Source organism: Mycobacterium sp. SMC-4 (assembly GCF_050205565.1).
In the GTDB taxonomy this organism is placed as follows: Bacteria; Actinomycetota; Actinomycetes; order Mycobacteriales; family Mycobacteriaceae; genus Mycobacterium.
The window spans coordinates 93,934-113,153 of the sequence record NZ_JBNMQU010000003.1 but is presented as its reverse complement, the minus strand read 5'-3'; the positions used below and the strand labels follow the sequence as shown (position 1 = coordinate 113,153).

Sequence of the window (19,220 nt, the reverse complement as noted above, 5' to 3'; positions counted from 1 at the left end):
CCGAAGAAAGCCGCCGCGAAGAAGAGCTGACCTCAGCTGTCACACATATCCACGTTTGTCAGCGGGTTACTCGAACTTCTGCTGCAAAAAGCGGATACGTGTGACGCGTGAGCCCGCCCGGGGCGCCGACGCGTGAGCCCGGGCGCCGACGCCGAGCCCCGACCGGCGTCCAGGCAAAATAGAACGTGTTCCAGAAACCGGTCACGCCGGCCAGAACGCCTTGCTAGCGTGTCGCCGTGATTCTGGACCGGTTCCGACTCGATGATCAGGTGGCCGTGGTGACGGGGGCCGGCCGCGGCCTGGGCGCCGCGATGGCCGTCGCCTTCGCCGAAGCGGGCGCTGACGTGCTGATTGCCGCGCGCACGCAGTCGCAGCTCGAGGAGGTCGCCGAGCAGATCTCGGCGACGGGTCGACGTGCGCACATCGTCGCCGCAGACCTGGCACACGCCGAGGACACGGCCGCGCTCGCCGCCGCGGCCGTCGATGCGTTCGGCAGACTAGACATCGTCGTCAACAACGTCGGCGGCACCATGCCCAACGCGCTGCTGAACACCTCGGTCAAGGATCTGCGCGACGCGTTCGCATTCAACGTCGCGACCGCGCACGCACTGACCACCGCCGCGGTTCCACTGATGCTCGAGCACGCCGGCGGCGGCAGCATCATCAACGTCACTTCCGCGATAGGACGGTTGGCCGGGCGCGGTTTCGCTGCGTACGGCACGGCCAAGGCCGCACTGGCGCACTACACCCGGCTGTCCGCGCTCGACCTGGCCCCGCGCATCCGGGTGAATGCCATCGCGCCCGGCTCGATCCTCACCTCGGCACTGGACATCGTGGCCAGCAACGACGAACTGCGCACGCCGATGGAGCAGGCGACGCCGCTGCGCCGGCTGGGCGACGCCACCGACATCGCCGCCGCTGCGGTCTACCTGGCCTCGCCGGCCGGCAGCTATCTGACCGGCAAGACCCTCGAGGTCGACGGCGGTCTGACGTTCCCCAATCTCGACATGCCCCTCCCCGACCTGTAAGGAAGCCCAGCCCATGGCAATCAAAGTCGCCGCAGTAGGCACCGGAAACGTCGGTCGGCACGCCCTGACGCAGTTGATCACCGATCCACGATTCGAGCTCACGGCGGTGTGGGTGTCCTCGGAGTCCAAGGTGGGCAAGGATGCCGGAGAGCTTGCCGGACTGGACGTCTCGACCGGAGTGACGGCCACCTCCGACCTCGACGAGGTACTCGCCACCGGCCCGGACTGCGTGGTGTACACCGCGATGGCCGACAACCGGCTGCCCGAGGCACTCGAGGATTACCGGCGCATCCTCGCCGCCGGCGTCAACGTCGTCGGCAGCAGCGCGGTGTTCCTGCAGCACCCGTGGAAAGTGCTGCCCGACGAGATGATCAGCCCGATCGAACACGCCGCGGCCGAGGGCGAGGCCACCCTGTTCGTCAACGGCATCGATCCCGGTTTCGCCAACGATCTGCTGCCCATGGCGCTGGCGGGCACCTGCCAGAGCATTCAGCAGATCCGGTGCATGGAGATCATCAACTACGACACCTATGACAGTGCGACGGTGATGTTCGACGTCATGGGGTTCGGCCGTAGCCTCGACGAGACCCCGATGTTGCTGCAGCCCGGCGTGCTCAGCCTGGCGTGGGGTTCGGTGGTGCGGCAACTGGCGGCCGGGCTCGGCATCGAGCTCGACGAGGTCACCGAGACCCATGTCCGCGTCCCCGCCCCCGAGGACTTCGACATCGCCGCCGGCCACATCACCGAAGGAACCACCGCCGCAATGCGATTCGAAGTGCGCGGCATCAAAGACGGCCACGTGGCCGTCGTGCTCGAACACGTCACGCGCCTGCGCGACGACCTCTGCCCCGACTGGCCGCAGCCCGCCCAGCACGGCGGTTCCTACCGCATCGAGATCACCGGTGAACCGTCCTACACCGTGGACTTGTGCCTGAGCAGCCCCCGCGGCGACCACAACCACGCCGGGTTGGTCGCCACCGCGGCCCGGGTCGTCAACGCCATCGAGGCGGTCGTCGCCGCCGCCGCCGGGATCATCGCTGCCATCGAGTTGCCTCCCATAACCGGCAAAGGCTTGTACGCTGACACGCGAAACTCGCTGGAAGGAACCCCCTGATGAAGGCTCGTCTGAGTTCACTTGCCGCTCTTCTCGTCGCAGGCGGCGCCTCCGTCGCCATCGCCGCTGCCCCCGCCGCGTCCGCTCAGCCGACGTGCGTCGAGACCGGTCACGGCGGCGGGATCGCGGGCGGCTCGACCACCGTCTGCCAGTCGCCCGGCAACGCCGAAATCGATTCGCGTCCCGGCGTCTACGCGCCCGGCCCCATGGGTGGCATGTTCCCGTGGGATTACGGAATGTTCATCCTCTGACATCGTGGCGACTCTGCAGCGCATCGGTCTCGCGCTCGCTGCCGGTGCCGCCGTCGCACTGACGGCGGCACCCACCTCGGCGGCGGCGCCTGACTGCACCGACACCGGACCCACCGTCACGTACTGCCAAACCAAGGGCAGCACCCAATTGACCACCACCCCACCGCCATGGAACTACGGCGGCTGGAACGGCGTGGCCGTGTGGCCTTTGGTCGGCGCATTCGGGCTGGGTCCGTAGCGCCCACCCAAGGTTTCGGCTAGCCTAACTTTTCTGTTCGCACCTCCGGATAGAAGAGGGGCTCGGTGAGTCAAGACGCGGGTACGCGAAGGCGGCCGGGATGGATGCTGCTCGGGCCGGCATTCGTCGCCGCCATCGCCTACGTCGACCCCGGCAACGTCGCCGCCAACGTCAGCGCCGGCGCACAGTTCGGCTATCTGCTGGTCTGGGTGATCGTCGCCGCCAACCTGATGGCGTGCCTGGTGCAGTACCTGTCGGCGAAGCTCGGGTTGGTCACAGGCCGGTCGCTACCCGAGGTCGTCGGCGGCCGACTGGGCCGCCCGTCCCGCCTCGGCTACTGGCTACAGGCCGAATTAGTCGCCATGGCAACAGATCTCGCCGAGATCGTCGGCGGCGCGATTGCCCTGTACCTGTTGTTCGACCTGCCCCTCCTGGTCGGCGGAGTGATCACCGGCGCGGTGTCGCTGCTGCTGCTGATGGTCAAGGACCGGCGCGGGCAGGGCGTCTTCGAGCGTGTCATCACGGGCCTGCTGGCGGTCATCGCCATCGGCTTCCTCACGAGTCTGTTCGCCTCACCGCCGCCGATCGACGACGCCGCCGCGGGCTTGGTACCTCGCTTCGACGGCGCGGAGAGCGTTCTGATCGCCGCCGCCATGCTCGGCGCCACCGTGATGCCGCACGCGGTGTATCTGCACTCCGGGCTCGCCCGCGACCGCCACGGGCCCTCGGACCCGGGTCCGCACCGCGCCCGACTGCTGCGCGCCACCCGGTGGGACGTGGGCGTCGCGATGCTGATCGCCGGTGCGGTGAACCTCTCGATGGTTCTGGTGGCCGCGACCAACCTCCAGGGAATGGACAACACCGACTCCATCGAGGGCGCCCACGCCGCTGTGCAGAGCAGCCTGGGCCACACCGTGGCCCTGTTGTTCGCCATCGGCCTGCTGGCCTCGGGACTGGCGTCCTCGTCGGTCGGCGCCTACGCCGGCGCGATGATCATGCAGGGTCTGCTGCACCGCTCGCTGCCGCTGATGACGCGCCGCCTGGTCACGCTGCTGCCCGCCCTGCTCATTCTCGCCATCGGCGTGGACCCCAGCCGGGCGCTGGTGCTGTCGCAGGTGGTGCTGTCCTTCGGCATCCCGTTCGCACTGATCCCGTTGATCAGGTTGACCGCAGACCGTGCCGTCATGGGCGACGACGTGAACAGTCGCGTCACGACCGTGTTGGGTTGGGTTGTCGCCGGACTCATTACGCTGCTGAATGTGGTGCTGATCTATCTGACGCTGACGGGCTGAGTGTTTCGCCGACACGGATACTTCGCGTACGGGTCGAACCTGTACGTGCAGCAGATGGCGCAGCGTTGCCCCGATGCCATCGATCCGGTACCGGCCACCCTTGCCAATCACGACTGGTTGATCAACGAGCGCGGCGTGGCCACCGTGGAGCCGTTCACCGGTGGCAAAGTGCACGGGGTGGTGTGGCAGATCTCCGACCGCGACCTGGCCACCCTCGACAGCGCCGAGGGCGTACCGGTGCGCTACCGCCGCGACCGGCTCACCGTGCGCACCGCCGGCGGCGACACCTCCGCGTGGGTCTACATCGACCACCGCGTGGAACCGGGACCTCCGCGCCCGGGTTACCTCGAGCGCATCATCGCCGGAGCGCGCCAGCACGACCTGCCCGACAAGTGGATCGATTTCCTCCATCGCTGGGATCCCCGGCACTGGCCGCACCGCCCCGAGGATGCTGATTCGTCCGCACCGCAATCGCTGTCCGAACTGCTCGGCGACCCCGCTGTCAGCGAGCACTCGGTACTGCGGTCCCGGTTCGGATTCCTGGCCATCCACGGCGGCGGCCTCGAGTTGATGACCGACGTCATCGCCGAACGCGCGGCCGACGCGTCGGACGCCTCGCTGTACGTGGTGCGTCATCCCCAGCACTATCCGCACCACCTGGCGTCAGCGAAATACGAGCCCGCGCAGTCGGATTCGCTGACCGAGTTCCTCGATCACGTCGACGTCGTGGTGTCCCTGCACGGTTACGGCCGGATGGGCCGCAGCACCCACATCCTTGCCGGTGGACGCAACCGCGTTCTCGCCGACCACGTGGCCGGGCACGTGACCATCCCGGGCTACCGCGTCGTCACCGACCTGGAGTCGATCCCGAAGGAACTGCGCGGCCTGCACCCCGAGAACCCGGTCAACCGCGCCCGCGGCGGAGGAGTCCAACTCGAGCTCTCCGCACGGGTGCGCGGCACCAGCCCGCGCAGCGGACTGCCCGGCGACGACGGCCTCGCACCCGCGACCTCGTCGTTGATCCAGGGCCTGGCGCGCGCCGCGCGTTTGTGGGAATCCCGGTCCGGGTAAACCCCACATCCACATCGGAGCGATCCACCCCCGCCCCGGCTCCGAATAAAGGATGTGAAACCCGACGGCCGAGCCCGGGACCGTGACAGTGCGGCCCTGTACCGCACCCGCATCACCCATCTGCGACGTGCGCCCGTGCACCACTACTTCGAGCACCGCAGTTACAGCTGGTTCGTCGACGTCGACGCCCTGCCCCGCCTGCCGTGGTGGCTGCGGCCGTTCGCGGTGTTCGACGCGCGCGACCACCTGTGGGAGGCACCCGAGGACACGTTGCGCGGCCGCGTCGAGGCGTTCCTGGCCGGCAGGGGAATCGACCTCGGCGGAGGCAAGGTCACCGCGTTGCTGCACGCTCGCGTGCTCGGCCACGTGTTCAACCCGCTGACCCTGTACTGGTGCCACGACAGCAACGGTGCGCTGCGATGCCTCATCGCGGAAGTGCACAACACCCGCGGCGACCGCCACGCGTATCTGCTGCCACCACCCGATGAGCGCCCGACCATGGTGGCCAAGAAGTTTCGCGCTTCGCCGTTCACCGGCGACGACGGTCACTACCTGGTCCGCGCCCCCGCGCCCGGTGAGACCCTCGACGTGACGATATCGCTGCACCGCGAACATCAGCCGGCGTTCGTCGCCACCATGCGCGGCGCACGGCTGCCGGCCGGCATCCCGCAGATCCTTGCGCTGCAGGTGACCAGCCCGCTGGCGCCGCTGATGAACCTACTGAGCATCCGCGTGCAGGCTGGTCTCCTGCGGTTGCGCAGGGTCCCGATCGTGCCTGCTCCGTCACGCCGCCGCCCCGTTGCCGTGAGAACCACCGCGGTGCGGCCGGTCCGAGCGATGGCGAGCGGGGACCGTCAGGGGACATGACCGCCATGACGACATCGTTCCTGGTCCGGGAAGCTAGGCTTTCGCACGTGACCGCCGAACTCGACGCGCTGTTGCGCCAGGTGGCGCGCCGTGACGCCGAGGCTTTCGCCGCGTTCTACGACCAGACCCGCTCCCGCGTGTACGGACTGGTTACCAGGGTCCTGCGCGACCCGGGCTACAGCGAGGAGACGACGCAGGACATCTATCTGCAGGTGTGGCGCACCGCGGCCAATTACGACCCGGAGGCCGGGTCTCCGCTGTCGTGGCTGCTCACCTTGGCCCACCGCCGGGCGGTGGATCGGGTGCGCTCCGAGCAGGCCGCCACCACCCGCGAATCCCGCTACGGCGCCAGCACTGTCGAGACACCCACCGATCACGTCGCCGACAACGTCATCCTCGAAGACGAACGCCGCCGCGTGGCGGAATGTCTGGGCTCGCTGACCGATACCCAACGCGAGTGCATCCAACTGGCCTATTACGGTGGGCTGACTTACCCCCAAGTGGCCGAACAGCTTTCGGCCAACCTGGCTACCGTCAAGTCACGGATGCGTGACGCCATCCGCGGGCTGCGCAGATGTTTGGGGGTGACGTGACCAGTCCCCAGAGCGAACTCCTTTCGCTGGCAACGCCTTACGCGCTGCACGCGCTCGTCGACGACGAACAGGCCGACGTCGACCGTCAGCTTCGCGACGCCGATCCGCGAGTCGCCGAGTCCTTCACCGCCGAGGTGCGCGCAGTGCGCGAAACGATGGCGGCACTGGCCGCAGCCACCGCCGTGGAACCTCCCGCGCATCTGCGCGACGCGGTGCTCAGCCAGATCGCCGACGACACGGTCCGTGCGCTGCCGCGCGCACGTCGCCGGTCCGGCGCAGTCCTGGGCGCTGCGGCCGCCGTGGCAATCGGACTCGGCGCCCTGGGCGTCGGGTACGCGCTGCGACCGGCGCCGACGCCGACGACCGCCGAGCAGGTGTTCGCGGCGCCCGATGTCCGCACCGTGTCCGGAGCAATACCCGGAGGCGGGACCGCCACGGTGGTGTTCTCCCGCGAGCGCGAGGCCGGGGTGCTCGTCATGAACAACGTGCCGCCACCCCAGCCCGGCACGGTGTATCAGATGTGGTTGGTGGGCCAGGGAGGACCGTCGTCGGCGGGCACGATGGATGCCGCCGCGGTTGCGCCGTCGACCACCGCGGTCCTGCCCGACCTCGGTTCGTCGCGCACGCTGGCTTTCACCATCGAGCCGGCCGGCGGTTCGGCGCAGCCGACCAGTCCGGCGTTCGCCGAGCTACCTCTCACCTAGATACCTTCGGACGTGGCCGTCGCGATCTCGGACAGGACGTCGCCGACGTCGTGGCGACGGGCCCATGCGCGACGCTGCCGTGTCGCACCGTTGCCGCGGGCGATCACGTCGGCCAGCCCGGAGCTGACGAACTCGTAGTCACCGACGTCTTCCAGCGCCGGGCGGACCCGCTCGACCAGCCGACCGAGCAGCTCCGTCGCCGGGGCGGCCTCGTGGCTCTCGAAATCCACGCCGTCGCCCTCGAGGCCGTCGCGGGCAGCTTTCCAGTAGGCCGCCTTGAGGACGAACGGCGCCAACGGCTGGACCGGCTCCCCGCGTCGCTCGTCGTCGAGCGCCGTCATCACGCAGCCGCGCACCAGCGCGGCGAACAGCACGGTGTCGGTGACCGTCGCCGGTACGTCGGCAACCCTGACCTCGACCGTGGGGAAGTTGGCCGACGGCCGGACGTCCCAATAGACCATGCCGTCGTCGCGCATGGCTCCGGTGCGGACCAGCATCTGCACGGCGGCGTCGTACTCGTCGGCCGAGTCGAAGTGCGGCGGGGGGCCGGCGCTGGGCCAGCGCGCCCACAGCACGCTGCGCCAGCTCGCGTGCCCGGTGTCGGAGTTGCGGTAGATCGCCGAGTTCGCGGTCAGAGCCAGCAACAGCGGCAGCCACGGACGCAGCCGGTTGCTGACCTGCACGGCGGCCTCCCGATCGGGGACCGCGACGTGTACATGGCAGCCGCAGATGCCCTGCTCGTGGGCGATCATGCCGAAGCGTTGACCGATGTCGCGGTAGCGCGGTGTGTCGGTGACAGGAAACTCGCGCGGCAGCGTGGGCGGCAACGCGGCGGCCAGCAGTTGCGCTCCTGCCCGTTCGGCGGCGGCCACCGAGACCCGGCGCAGCCGACGCAGCTCTTCGCGCAGGTCGGAGACATTGTCGACCACCTCGCTGGCGGTCTCCACCTGGCAGCTGGTGAGCTCCAACTGCAGGTCGACGCCGTCTTCGGCGGCATGGTCGGCCACGGCCCGGTTGTACGGGACCGGCGCTCCGGATACGGGGTCGACGAGGAGGAATTCTTCCTCGACGCCGAACGTGGGTGTGTGGGCCATGGCTCCTGAAAGTATTGATCCGGCCCGTCGGATAGTTCGACGACGGGCCGGATCGGGGTGATGAAAGTCGGAGCGTTTATGCCCCTGCCCATTCGGCTTCAAACCTCGGCCTACGATCACGATGTGGCAACGGAATTCCGCTTCGGAGTCGGCCTGACCCGGGTGGGTTCCCGAGCCCAGGTGCAGGACTCGGCACGGCGGGCCGAAGACCTGGGGTTCGATGTTCTGCACGTTCCGGATCATCTGGGCGGTCCTTCGCCGTTTCCGGTGCTGACCGCCGTCGCGATGGCGACCTCGAACCTGCGAGTGGGCACGTTCGTTCTCAACGCGGCCTTCTACCGTCCGGCGCTGTTGGCGCGCGACGTCGCGGCGCTGCGTGATCTCAGTGAAGGACGCTTCGAGCTCGGCCTGGGCACCGGCTACGTCAAGGAGGAGTTCGACGCCGCCGGTCTGCGGTATCCCAGCGCCGGCGAGCGGGTGGACCACCTGAAGCTCACCACGCAGTACATGGCCGAACACCTGCCCGACGTCCCGATCATGATCGCCGGCAACGGCGACCGGGTGCTGCGCACCGCGGCGCGCTACGCCGACGTCATCGGACTGACCGGCGGCGACCGTGCGGCGACGGCCGAGGAGGACCCGTTGGCCGAGCGCGTCGCCTTCGTACGCGACGCCGCCGGGAAGCGGTTCGGTGAGCTCGAGTTGAACCTGGCGATCACCGCGATGCCGGTGGACGATTCCGGGCAGCCCGACCTGACGATTCCCCGGATCTCGCTCCCAGGGCTGTCCGACGAGGCGCTCCTCCGCCACCCCGGCGTACTGTCCGGCTCGCCCGACGAGATCGCCGACCGGATCCGCAGTTATCGCGACGTGTACGGCATCACGTACCTGATCGTGCAGATGCGCCACGCCGACGCCTTCGCCAAGGTCCTCGATCTTCTCGCCTAGTTTGCGCGAGCGCGCGTGTCTGCGGGCCGCCACGCCGCGTTCTGTGCGCAGCGAACGCGCGCTCGTCGCGCGCGAGTGGGCGGATCCTGATCACAACCAACTCGATCAATGGCTCCGCAGTGACGTAAGCTCCAGCCGTCATGCCCTCGTAGCTCAGGGGATAGAGCACGGCTCTCCTAAAGCCGGTGTCGCAGGTTCGAATCCTGCCGGGGGCACTTTTCGGTATGTATTGCGTCGGGTGATGCTGGACTTTTCTATGTCGGGTGATGCCTGACAGTGTTTCGGCTGATGCTTGACGGTTGCTTCGGTTGATCCTTGACACTCCCTGAATGAGGGAGTTGAGCGTGGCTGAGCAGCGGTATCAGGCCGTGTTGGCAGTGATCAGCGATGGGTTGTCGATCTCGCAGGTCGCTTCGAAGGTAGGGGTGTCGCGCCAGAGGCTGCACTCGTGGCTGGCCCGGTACGAGGCAGAAGGTCTCGAGGGGCTGGTGGATCGGTCGCATCGACCGGTGTCGTGTCCGCATCAGATGCCGGCCGAGGTCGAGGCCGCGGTGCTCGAGCTGCGCCGTTCCCGACCCTATTGGGGGCCGCGGCGGTTGGTGTTCGAACTCGGCAAGCGCGGTGTGGCGCCGGTGCCGTCGGAGTCGGCGGTGTATCGGGCGTTGGTGCGGGCGCAGATGATCGATCCGCACCGGCGCGACCGGCGCTCGCGCAAGTGGAAACGCTGGGAACGCGCGGCGCCGATGGAGCTGTGGCAGATGGACGTGGTCGGTGGCGTGCCGCTGGTCGACGGCACCTCGGCGAAGCTGCTCACGGGCATCGATGATCATTCCCGGATGTGCGTGTGTGCGGTGGTGATGGCCCGTGAACGCACCCGCGCGGTCTGCGACGGGCTGCGTCACAGCCTGGCCGCTTATGGGGCGCCGGCGCAGATCCTGACCGATAACGGCAAGGTGTTCACCGGTCGGTTCAACCATCCGCCGGTGGAAGTGCTCTTTGATGCCATCTGCCGCCAACACGGCATCGACCACATCCTGACCCAGCCCCGATCACCGACCACGACCGGCAAGATCGAACGCTTCCACCGCAGCGTGCGCACTGAATTCCTCTGTGATTGCCGGCCTTTCACCAATATCAAGGCGGCCCAGCAGGCGTTCGACGAGTGGGTGCGGTTCTACAACACTCAACGTCCGCACCAGGCCCTGCAGATGGCCACGCCGGTCTCCCGATTCACCGCCGAGGCCCCCATTTCACGTGCGCACGTCGCAGTGCCCGCCGCTGAGGGGCTGGGCGCACAGCGCGCCGGCTCGAACTGGGTCAGTCGCCGGGTCACCACCAACGGTGTGGTCTGCGTGTCCTGGCAGCAAGTCAGTCTGGGCCGCCACTACGCCGGCTCACGCTGCGATGTCCACGTCGACGGTGAGCTGCTGCGCTTCTACATCGGTGATGTTCTGGTCAAGACCGCTGCACGCGCCAGCACCGGCGAGGTAAGAAACAAAAAGGCCCTGCGCACCAGCACCGGGCCATAACCACCAACACCGAGTGTCAAGGATCAACCGCACTAGATCCGACAAGAATCAACCGAAGCCCAACAGGGGCACTTTTCGGTATGAACTGCCGATGATTGCGACTATTCGGCGGTTGGCCGATGCCGTCCGTCCCTACTGGTGCTAGACGTACTCGTCACGCGAGACCACGAGGGTATCCGCGGGCTCCGAAATATCGACGTACAGGTGGCCGGGACCATCCTTCTCCCCAAGCGCGTTCAGAGCGTCGACGAGTTCGCACACCATAGCTTGATCGAATCGCCATACTGCCCCGCAGCCATCGAGTTCAACCGCGGAACGCCCAGCACTGATCAGGAATTCGTGACGGAAGCCGCTGTGCTCCAGCAGCCAACTACCGTGCTGCACAGCGCGGCGGAGTGCCTCTCCGAACTCGCTCACACCTCCGCGGTCCAAGGACAACAACACGACGTCGTCGCCGAACATGAACCCTTCGGCGACTTCCACACCGATGATGCTCACGTGTCTCCCAACGGACGCCTATGCCTGCGAGGCAGAACGCTACCGTCCGACCGCATGAGTGGACGCGTGTGCGGCCGGGCTCGGCATCATTTCGCGAACCGACGACGCAGCGCCAGCGAGACATAGACCAGACCGACGAGCACAGGCACTTCGATGAGTGGGCCGACGACGCCGGCCAGCGCTTGGCCCGAGGTCGCGCCGAACGTGGCAATCGCGACGGCGATGGCGAGTTCGAAGTTGTTGCCGGCAGCGGTGAACGCCAACGTCGTGGTGCGTCGGTAGCCGATACCGAGCATCGCACCGAGCGCATATCCGCTCCCCCACATCACCGCGAAGTAGATGAGCAACGGAACGGCGATTCGCGCGACGTCCATCGGCTGGGACGTGATCTGAGCGCCCTGGAGCGCGAACAGGATCACGATGGTGAACAACAGCCCATACAACGCCCACGGACCGACCCTCGGCAGGAACCGCTGTTCGTACCAGTCGCGGCCTTTGGCGCGCTCCCCGATCCGGCGCGACAGGTATCCCAGCACCAGCGGCAGGCCGAGGAAGATCAGCACCGACTTGGCGATCTGCCCGGGCGAGACGCTGATCGAACTCTGCGGCAGGCCCAGCCAACCGGGCAGCACCGACAGGTAGAACCACCCGAGCGCGGCGAACATGATTACCTGGAACACGGAGTTCAGCGCGACCAGCACGGCGGCTGCCTCGCGATCGCCGCACGCGAGGTCGTTCCAGATGATGACCATGGCGATGCACCTGGCCAGACCGACGATGATCAGGCCGGTGCGATATTCGGGGAGATCAGGCAGAAGAAGCCACGCCAGCGCGAACATCAGCGCCGGGCCGACGATCCAGTTGAGTGCCAGCGACGCCGCCATGAGCTTGCGATCGCCGGTCACGGTGTCGAGCCGGTCGTACCGGACTTTCGCCAGCACCGGGTACATCATGACCAGCAGCCCAAGAGCGATCGGCAGGGAAATTCCGTCGATCTGAACCGCACTCAAAGCCTGGTCGAGACCGGGGACGGCACGGCCCAGCAGCAGGCCGGCGGCCATAGCGATCCCGATCCACAGCGGCAGGAGGCGGTCCAACGCGGAGAGCGTGCCGACGACGCGCGGGTGGTCGGCCGGCGCCGAGGTGGTCACCCAGCGACCTCGGAACCGCTGTCGCACGCGCACGCGTCCCGGCCGGGAGCGGACGCCTCGAATGACTCGGCGTCAGCCAGCTTCGTGTACACCTCCCACTTCTCGCCGTCGGGTGCGGTGACCCAGACCTTGTCCTGGGTGGCGAAGCAGCAGGTGGTGTTCATCTCTTCCTCGGTGAAGAGACCGGCGCCGGCGAGTCGCGCGATCTCAGAGTGCACGGTTTCGCTGGAATCGACTTCCACGCCAAGGTGATTGAGCGTTCCGCCCTTGCCGGGATTCTCGATCAGGACCAGCTTGAGCGGCGGCTCGGAAACCGCGAAGTTGGCGTAACCGGGCTTGATCTTGGCAGGCCCGATACCCAGCAGCGCCGTGTAGAACGCGATCGAGGCATCGAGATCATCGACGTTGAGGGCCAACTGAGCACGAGACATGGGAACACCTCCAAGGTGTGAGACATATGCCGAAATGCCGACCGCACTGGTCTACCTGACCTCTTTGACTTATGTCAATAGGGTCGCCATGATGGACGGCGTGCCGAAGACATTGCCGACCATCGACATGTCGGAGCCGGTGTGCTGCGCGCCGGTCGCCGCCGGCCCGACGGACGATGGGGCGGCACTCGAGGTCGCGATGCGCCTCAAGGCACTCGCCGACCCGGTGCGGGTGAAGTTGATGTCACTGCTCTTCACCGCCGACGAACCGTGCACGACCGGGTCCCTCGCCGCCGAAGTGAACCTGTCGGAATCCACGGTCAGCCATCACCTGGGTCAGCTGCGCACAGCCGGGTTCCTCACATCGCACCGCCAGGGGATGAGCGTGCACCACATTGCCAACAGAGAGGCGTTGACGGCGCTGTGCCGGGTGCTCGACCCCGCCTGCTGCAGCTGAAACGAGCTAGCCGTCCGCGGTTTCGATGACCCGCTGGGCAACTTCGGCCAATCTCACGTTGCTGTCCTGCGAGAGCTTGCGCAGCATGTCGAACGCGGCGACATCGGTGACCTTGTAGCGCTCCATGATGATGCCCTTGGCCTGGCCGATGCGGTCCCTGGTGATCAACGCCGACTCGAGCTGCTCGGTGTTGCGACTGGCCATGATGGCGGCCGCGGCGTGGGCGGCAAGTACGGTGCCGATCGCCTCGTCCTCGGAGTCGAATGCGTTGGCCTCGGTGGCAAAAAGATTCAACGCGCCGGCCGTGCGCGAACTGGTGTAGAGCTTGAACGACAGCGAACTCAGCACGCCGAGCTCGACGGCCTCCGGCGAGTACATCGGCCACCGCACCTCGGTGCGGAAGTCATCAGCCCGGACCACGAGCTCGTGGGTCGCCGCGTCCAGACAGGGTCCTTCGCGGTGCTTCATCTGCAACTCGTCGAGTTTGTGCGGCAGTTCCGACGTCCCGGCCAGCGATTGGAAACCCCCGTCACGACCGACGAGCAGGACACCGGCTGCGGCGACCCCCGGAATCAGATTCATGGCTTCGGCGGTGACATCGGACAAAACGTCATCGACCTTGCGTGGAGTAGCCACCGTCCGCGCCAGCTCGGCCATCCGCCTGGCCAGGTCATGATTCGTCTCGCCGCTCATGATTCCCAAAACCCCATCCTCGGGACCGTACACCGAAGCGGTGTTTGCGGCCCCAATGTGGTGGTAATGCAGCGTCGAGACAGGACCGTCGGTCGACCGCCGATCCTGTTCAGGTCTCGTCGGTTCAGAAGGGAAGCCGACGGGGCCGCCCCTCCCGTCTCGGTCGCGACGACGCCTCCTCCGGGTCAAGGCGCATCGCACCAAACGTGGTACCGCCCAAGCTTTTCGACGCACGTCGGAGTTCGCACACCACACCGGTCGCGCCGCTCTGGCGGATGTGCCGGATCGGAAAAATTTCCGAAAAAGTTGTTAGCACTCTCGAGGGTTGAGTGCTAATATCGCCGGTGCACAGTGATTTAGCTGCCCGCCGGGGTGGCGGGCCTGAGTGATATGAGGAGGTGGATTGCTGTGCTCCGCTTTGATCCGTTCAGTGACCTTGATGCTTTGACCCGGGGACTGCTGACCAGCCAGACCGGATCAAGCCGCGCCCCGCGTTTCATGCCGATGGATCTCTGCAAGGTCGGTGACCACTACGTATTGACCGCCGACCTACCCGGCATCGATCCCGGCTCGGTCGACGTCAACGTCGACAACGGCACGCTGACCATCTCAGCGCACCGCACCGCACGGTCGGAAGAGTCCGCGCAGTGGCTGGCCAACGAACGATTCTTCGGCAGCTACCGTCGTCAGCTCTCCCTCGGTGAGGGCATCGACACCGCGGCGATCAGTGCGACCTACGAGAACGGTGTGCTGACGGTGACCATCCCGGTCGCCGAGAAGGCCAAGCCGCGCAAGATCGAGGTCAGCCACGCCGGTGCGCAGACCTCCATCGAACCCACCACCGTCGACGCCGAATAACTGCGGTCAGCTCTTGCGGTCCAGCCTGTGCAGCAGGTTGGACCGCACAGCCGGCCACTCGATGTCGAGAACCGAATAGACGACCGTGTCGCGCCGAGAGCCGTCGGGCATCAGCTGATGACTCCGTAGGATCCCGTCGAGCTTTGCGCCGAGTCGCTCGATGGCGGCGCGACTGGTCGAGTTCAGGTGGTGCGTACGGAATTCGACAGCTACACAACCTAATACGCTGAACGCGTGACCCAGCATCAACAGCTTGGTTTCGGTGTTGACGCCGGTTCGCCGGGCTGACGCCGCATACCACGTGTTGCCGATCTCGAGCCTGCGATTGGTCGGGTCGACATTCATATAGCTCGACGACCCGACCAACGTGCCGTCTCTACCACGCACCACGAACGTCAGGCCGGTCGACGGGCTCTGCACTTCCAGTCGCGCGTCCACCCACTCGCGTGCACCGCCGGGTTGCGGCGCGCGGGTGAACCACAACCGGCCCAACTCACCGTCGGCGGCCACTGCCTCGATCTCCGGAACATGCTCGGAGGTAAGAGCTTCGAGCGACACCCAACGCTCGCCGACCAACGACACCGGGTCCACGAAACCCGTCACGACGGCGTCGCCCTGCCGCCGCGCCACGCCGCCAACATTGCCCAGACCGACAGCAACGCCGCCACCGACGCCAGCGCCCCTGCCACATAGAGCCCGTATGCAGCCGAGACCGGCGGATACACGTACAGCCGATAGAACCACGCCGCGAGCGCCATCATCACCAGCGAAATCGCCAGTGCCACTGAGGAAGCCAGCCTGGCGGAAATATCCCGAGCCGACATCGCCCCAGCCACCAGCAGCAGCGCCGACAACAGCACGATCAGTTGGCCGACACCGAAACCGGGCGGAGGCACCGGCATGGCGCCGGCGACCCCACCGATCGCGTTCGCCCGTCCCCCACCGTCGGCCGACGACCGCAACCAAGGCAGCCACGCACTGACTGCCACGACCAACGCGCACAGCGCGACGAACCATCCCGGACGCGCGCGAGCCATGGGCAGATACTAATAGGGTGAGCCGATGAGCGATCTCCCCGAATGGGCGCGTCGGCTCGATCTGGCTCCCCACCCCGAAGGCGGCTGGTACCGGGAGACGTGGCGAAGCGACCTGACGATCCCGCAGTCCTCGCTGCCGCCGGACTACACCGGACCGCGCACGGCCGGGACCGCCATCCTCTTCCTGCTCATGCCCGGCCAGCAGTCGGCATGGCACACCGTCCGCAGCGCTGAGTTATGGCTCTTCCATCGCGGCGGGCCGCTGATTCTCGAGGTCGGCGCCGAACAGCACAGCGCCACCGCTCATCTCGTCGGGGCTGACATCGCCGCCGGGGAAACGCCGCAGTTCCTGGTGCCGCCCGGGCACTGGCAACGCGCGCGGCCACGCGGCGACGAGCCGTGTCTGGTCAGCTGCGTCGTCGTGCCCGGTTTCGACTTCGCCGACTTCGCCCTCGGCGCTCCTACCGACTGAGCAGGTCCACAGCCGCGGCGACCAGTGCGGCGTTGCCGGGGGCCGGCGATCCGTCGGGCATCAGCAGCGTGTCCTCCAACCCGATGCGGGTCTGCACGCCCAGAAGGCCGGCATGCTCCAGCAGCGGCCAGCAGCTGCGGTCGAGTCCGTGCAACAGAACCGGCGCCGGCGAGTCGGCCGTTGCGATCACTTCGATCAGTTCGTCAGCCGCCGCAGTGTCGGCGTCCGGCCCCAACTCGACCATCACCCGCAGGCAGTGCGCAGCCACATCGGACGCCGCCCAGGCCCGGGCTGCCTCAGCGTGGAAGATGCCGGCCTCGACGCCGACGCCGCGGCTCAGCAGCACCTCGGCCAGCTCGGGCGAGCCGGGCTCGTGCCAGTTCAGCGACGCGAAATCCGGCAGCACAGTCCAGCTCTCGATCGCGCGGATGCGCTGCTGCGGGTCCGGCAGGGCCCAGAATCCGGTCGTCACCCCCAGCGGCAACCCGGGTGCGGCGGCACGCACCGCGGCGACGGCCGCGTCGACGTCGGCGGGCAGCAGCGAGTCGGCGCCTTCGGCGTCCTTGGGGTGCATGTGCACCGCTTGCGCGCCGGCCCGGTGGGCAGCGACGGCGTCCGCTGCCAGCTGGTCCGGGGTCACCGGCAGCGCGGGATGCTGCTCGGGACCCCGCACACCGTTGATGCACGCCTCCAGGTAGATCTTCGCAACCCGCGTCTCGTTCATGGCTCTCATCCTGGACTTGGGTACACAACCGCGCGACCCGCCGAAAGCCTCTGCCGCGACAGCGACGTGCCCGGTATGGTCGCAACAGCCGCCCGTTCGCGGTCAACCGGCCTGCTGTGATGCGGTTTCTCGTTCCGGCAGTCGGGGTAAGGGACAACAGGCGTGCCCGGGGGCGCGCTACCACGCGTATCGCAGACAGGATGATCTCAATGACGAAGTCCTCGGGCGAACAGCCGGGAGCCACCGCACAGTCCAAGTGGTTGTCGAAGTCGGCGTCGCAGACGCGCGGCTCGGACAAGGACGAGGTCCAATTCCACTACGACATCTCCAACGACTTCTTCAAGCTGTGGCAGGACCCGAACCAGGTGTACAGCTGCGCTTACTTCGAGAAGGACGACTACACCCTCGAGCAGGCCCAGATGGCGAAGATCGATCTGTCGCTGGGCAAGCTGGGACTGCAGCCGGGCATGACCCTGCTCGACATCGGCTGCGGCTGGGGCGCCACCATCATGCGCGCGGTGGAGAAGTACGACGTCAACGTCATCGGCCTGACGCTGTCGGAGAACCAGAAGGAACACATCGAGAACCACTGGTTCGCCAACTCCACCAGCAATCGCAGTATGGAAGTGCGTCTACAGCCGTGGGAGGAGTTCGAGGGCCGCGTCGACCGGATCGTGTCGATCGGCGCGTTCGAGCACTTCGGCTTCAACAAGTACGACGACTACTTCAAGAAGACCCACAGCTGGCTACCCGATGACGGGGTGATGTTGCTGCACACGATCATCATCCCGGAGGACGAGGAGATCAAAGCCAAGGGACTGCCGCTGACCATGTCCAACGTGCGGTTCATCAAGTTCATCATGGATTACATCTATCCCGGTGGCCGCCTGCCGCTGGCGTCGATGGTCCGCGACCACGCGGTCAAGGCCGGCTACACGATCACCCAGGAACAGCACCTGCAACCCCATTACGTCAAGACGCTGGACACCTGGGCGGCAAACCTGGAAGCCAAGAAGGACGAGGCCATCGCGATCACGTCCGAGGAAATCTACGAGCGGTTCCGCCACTACCTCACCGGATGCGCGGACCTGTTCCGGGACGGCTACACCGACGTCGCTCAATTCACCTGCGCCAAATAAGGACTGACCTCCGTGTAGTACGTTGTGGGCACGCGTGAGCCCAAAACGTGCGGAACTCGAGTCCGCCGCCCCGGATGGAGGTTGGCCAACAGCATGGCTGAGGAGATGAAGCCCCCTTTCGAGGAGGTCCAGGCGCACTACGACCTCTCCGATGACTTCTTCGGCCTGTTCCAGGACCCCTCCCGCACCTACAGCTGTGCCTACTACGAGCGCGACGACATGTCCCTCGGCGAAGCGCAGATGGCCAAGATCGACCTGGCGTTGCAGAAGCTGAAGCTCGAACCGGGGATGACGCTTCTCGACATCGGTTGCGGGTGGGGTTCGGTGCTGAAACGGGCCATCGAGAAGCACGACGTCAACGTCGTCGGGCTGACGCTGAGCAGGAACCAGCGCAAGTACGCCCAGGAGTTGCTCGACGGGTTGCCGACCGAGCGGGCCCGCCGGATCCTGCTGTGCGGCTGGGAGCAGTTCGACGAGCCGGTCGACCGCATCATCAGCCTGGAGGCCATCGAGGCGTTTCCGCAGGAGCGGTACGGCCCGTTCTTCAAGATGTGCAGCAGTGTGCTGCCCAGCGGAGGCCGGTTCGTCATCCAGGCGATCCTCGGCCATCCGCTGAAGAAGTGGCCGGAGATGGGCATTCCGATCACGATGACCGACCTGAAGTTCATGCGGTTCATCGCCAAGGAGATCTTCCCCGGCGGGTCGGTGCCCGGCGAGGAGAACATCGTCAATCTGTCCGCCGAGGCCGGCTTCACCGTCGAGCAGAAGCAGATGCTCAACGAGCACTACGTGCGCACCCTCGACACGTGGGCTGAAGCGCTCGAGGCCAATCACGATGCCGCGGTCGCCGCGACGTCCGAAGAGGTCTACCAGCGCTACATGAAATACCTGACCGGTTGCAGCGACTTCTTCAAGCGCGGCATCAGCGAACTCGGCCAGTTCACCCTCGTCAAGGCCTGACCCGCTCCTTACCGGGCGGTGACGCGGCGCGACCGATGCCGCGTCACCCCGGTGCCGGCGGGTACCCGTGG

The 19,220-nt window shown here is 66.9% G+C and carries 23 protein-coding genes, 1 tRNA gene and 1 pseudogene; 17 read left to right on the top strand and 8 right to left on the bottom strand.

The genetic code is table 11. The features are described 5' to 3' along the window. The first annotated feature begins 236 nt into the window (after positions 1 to 236). From ACQI46_RS07320 to ACQI46_RS07280, 9 genes are all read left to right on the top strand, one after another. Entirely contained in the window at positions 237 to 1,028 is a 792-nt protein-coding gene (locus tag ACQI46_RS07320; RefSeq protein ID WP_427093312.1) for an SDR family oxidoreductase, read from the top strand. Positions 1,029 to 1,041: 13 nt separating this feature from the next. Next, entirely contained in the window at positions 1,042 to 2,142 is a 1,101-nt protein-coding gene (locus ACQI46_RS07315) for a diacylglycerol kinase (protein WP_427093311.1), read from the top strand. Next, a complete protein-coding gene (locus tag ACQI46_RS07310; protein WP_427093310.1) occupies positions 2,142 to 2,393 on the top strand; it encodes a hypothetical protein in 252 nt (83 codons plus the stop codon). Before ACQI46_RS07315 ends, ACQI46_RS07310 begins: the two co-directional genes overlap by 1 nt. Positions 2,394 to 2,397: 4 nt before the next feature. After that, complete coding sequence (locus ACQI46_RS07305; protein WP_427093309.1) at positions 2,398 to 2,631, top strand: hypothetical protein; 234 nt, start codon at positions 2,398 to 2,400, stop codon at positions 2,629 to 2,631. Positions 2,632 to 2,696: 65 nt separating this feature from the next. Then, complete coding sequence (locus tag ACQI46_RS07300) at positions 2,697 to 3,923, top strand: Nramp family divalent metal transporter (RefSeq protein ID WP_427093308.1); 1,227 nt, start codon at positions 2,697 to 2,699, stop codon at positions 3,921 to 3,923. Beyond that, on the top strand, positions 3,924 to 4,994 hold the full coding sequence (locus tag ACQI46_RS07295; protein WP_427093307.1) for a poly-gamma-glutamate hydrolase family protein: 1,071 nt from the start codon (positions 3,924 to 3,926) through the stop codon (positions 4,992 to 4,994). It abuts the gene before it with no gap. A gap of 45 nt (positions 4,995 to 5,039) precedes the next feature. Beyond that, the gene (locus tag ACQI46_RS07290; protein WP_427093582.1) at positions 5,040 to 5,861 is read left to right on the top strand and encodes a DUF1365 domain-containing protein; all 822 of its coding nucleotides are present in this window, start codon (positions 5,040 to 5,042) and stop codon (positions 5,859 to 5,861) included. Further along, positions 5,858 to 6,454, top strand: a complete 597-nt coding sequence (locus ACQI46_RS07285; RefSeq protein WP_427093306.1) for a sigma-70 family RNA polymerase sigma factor — start codon at positions 5,858 to 5,860, stop codon at positions 6,452 to 6,454. The genes ACQI46_RS07290 and ACQI46_RS07285 overlap by 4 nt, the downstream gene beginning before the upstream one ends. Next, entirely contained in the window at positions 6,451 to 7,158 is a 708-nt protein-coding gene (locus ACQI46_RS07280; RefSeq protein WP_427093305.1) for an anti-sigma factor domain-containing protein, read from the top strand. Before ACQI46_RS07285 ends, ACQI46_RS07280 begins: the two co-directional genes overlap by 4 nt. Here ACQI46_RS07280 and ACQI46_RS07275 read toward each other — a convergent pair. Continuing rightward, positions 7,155 to 8,252 carry a glutamate--cysteine ligase 2 gene (locus ACQI46_RS07275; protein WP_427093304.1) on the bottom strand — a complete coding sequence of 366 codons (1,098 nt, stop codon included), beginning with the start codon at positions 8,250 to 8,252 and terminating at the stop codon, positions 7,155 to 7,157. The two genes, ACQI46_RS07280 and ACQI46_RS07275, sit on opposite strands and share 4 nt — an antisense overlap. Positions 8,253 to 8,375: 123 nt before the next feature. On the opposite strand from ACQI46_RS07275, the gene ACQI46_RS07270 reads away from it, so the two are divergent. The 3 genes from ACQI46_RS07270 (at position 8,376) to ACQI46_RS07260 (ending at position 10,729) form a co-directional block, all read left to right on the top strand. Beyond that, positions 8,376 to 9,200, top strand: coding sequence for an LLM class F420-dependent oxidoreductase (locus ACQI46_RS07270; RefSeq protein WP_427093303.1), 825 nt, complete (start codon positions 8,376 to 8,378; stop codon positions 9,198 to 9,200). Positions 9,201 to 9,342: 142 nt separating this feature from the next. Beyond that, a tRNA-Arg gene (locus ACQI46_RS07265) sits at positions 9,343 to 9,415 on the top strand. Between the two features lie 114 nt (positions 9,416 to 9,529). Continuing rightward, positions 9,530 to 10,729, top strand: coding sequence for an IS481 family transposase (locus ACQI46_RS07260; protein WP_427093302.1), 1,200 nt, complete (start codon positions 9,530 to 9,532; stop codon positions 10,727 to 10,729). 141 nt (positions 10,730 to 10,870) lie between these two features. Here ACQI46_RS07260 and ACQI46_RS07255 read toward each other — a convergent pair whose 3' ends face one another. From ACQI46_RS07255 to ACQI46_RS07245, 3 genes and pseudogenes are all read right to left on the bottom strand, one after another. Then, on the bottom strand, positions 10,871 to 11,212 hold the full coding sequence (locus tag ACQI46_RS07255) for a hypothetical protein (protein ID WP_427093301.1): 342 nt from the start codon (positions 11,210 to 11,212) through the stop codon (positions 10,871 to 10,873). 107 nt (positions 11,213 to 11,319) lie between these two features. After that, positions 11,320 to 12,378 (bottom strand): annotated as a pseudogene (gene arsB, locus ACQI46_RS07250) (ACR3 family arsenite efflux transporter); the annotation flags it as partial. After that, positions 12,375 to 12,809 (bottom strand): ArsI/CadI family heavy metal resistance metalloenzyme, encoded by a 435-nt coding sequence (locus ACQI46_RS07245; protein WP_427093300.1) that lies wholly within the window; start codon positions 12,807 to 12,809, stop codon positions 12,375 to 12,377. The gene ACQI46_RS07245 and the pseudogene arsB, both read right to left, overlap by 4 nt. A gap of 100 nt (positions 12,810 to 12,909) precedes the next feature. On the opposite strand from ACQI46_RS07245, the gene ACQI46_RS07240 reads away from it, so the two are divergent. Further along, positions 12,910 to 13,266, top strand: coding sequence for an Rv2640c family ArsR-like transcriptional regulator (locus ACQI46_RS07240; protein WP_427093299.1), 357 nt, complete (start codon positions 12,910 to 12,912; stop codon positions 13,264 to 13,266). 6 nt (positions 13,267 to 13,272) lie between these two features. On the opposite strand, the gene ACQI46_RS07235 is transcribed toward ACQI46_RS07240, so the two are convergent. Next, positions 13,273 to 13,959 (bottom strand): GAF and ANTAR domain-containing protein, encoded by a 687-nt coding sequence (locus tag ACQI46_RS07235; protein ID WP_427093298.1) that lies wholly within the window; start codon positions 13,957 to 13,959, stop codon positions 13,273 to 13,275. 408 nt (positions 13,960 to 14,367) lie between these two features. On the opposite strand from ACQI46_RS07235, the gene ACQI46_RS07230 reads away from it, so the two are divergent. After that, entirely contained in the window at positions 14,368 to 14,817 is a 450-nt protein-coding gene (locus ACQI46_RS07230; RefSeq protein WP_427093297.1) for an Hsp20/alpha crystallin family protein, read from the top strand. A gap of 6 nt (positions 14,818 to 14,823) precedes the next feature. Here ACQI46_RS07230 and ACQI46_RS07225 read toward each other — a convergent pair whose 3' ends face one another. Both ACQI46_RS07225 and ACQI46_RS07220 read right to left on the bottom strand, forming a co-directional pair. Continuing rightward, positions 14,824 to 15,420, bottom strand: coding sequence for a GNAT family N-acetyltransferase (locus ACQI46_RS07225; protein ID WP_427093581.1), 597 nt, complete (start codon positions 15,418 to 15,420; stop codon positions 14,824 to 14,826). Beyond that, complete coding sequence (locus tag ACQI46_RS07220) at positions 15,417 to 15,854, bottom strand: hypothetical protein (RefSeq protein ID WP_427093296.1); 438 nt, start codon at positions 15,852 to 15,854, stop codon at positions 15,417 to 15,419. Before ACQI46_RS07220 ends, ACQI46_RS07225 begins: the two co-directional genes overlap by 4 nt. A gap of 25 nt (positions 15,855 to 15,879) precedes the next feature. On the opposite strand from ACQI46_RS07220, the gene ACQI46_RS07215 reads away from it, so the two are divergent. Then, the gene (locus ACQI46_RS07215) at positions 15,880 to 16,326 is read left to right on the top strand and encodes a cupin domain-containing protein (RefSeq protein ID WP_427093295.1); all 447 of its coding nucleotides are present in this window, start codon (positions 15,880 to 15,882) and stop codon (positions 16,324 to 16,326) included. Here the strand turns inward: ACQI46_RS07215 and ACQI46_RS07210 are convergent. Next, a complete protein-coding gene (locus ACQI46_RS07210; RefSeq protein ID WP_427093294.1) occupies positions 16,316 to 17,050 on the bottom strand; it encodes a 3-keto-5-aminohexanoate cleavage protein in 735 nt (244 codons plus the stop codon). The two genes, ACQI46_RS07215 and ACQI46_RS07210, sit on opposite strands and share 11 nt — an antisense overlap. Before the next feature lie 209 nt (positions 17,051 to 17,259). Between ACQI46_RS07210 and ACQI46_RS07205 the strand changes: the two genes are divergently transcribed. Beyond that, positions 17,260 to 18,189 (top strand): cyclopropane mycolic acid synthase family methyltransferase, encoded by a 930-nt coding sequence (locus ACQI46_RS07205; protein WP_427093293.1) that lies wholly within the window; start codon positions 17,260 to 17,262, stop codon positions 18,187 to 18,189. A gap of 93 nt (positions 18,190 to 18,282) precedes the next feature. Then, a complete protein-coding gene (locus ACQI46_RS07200) occupies positions 18,283 to 19,149 on the top strand; it encodes a cyclopropane mycolic acid synthase family methyltransferase (RefSeq protein WP_427093292.1) in 867 nt (288 codons plus the stop codon). The last annotated feature ends 71 nt before the right edge of the window (positions 19,150 to 19,220 follow it).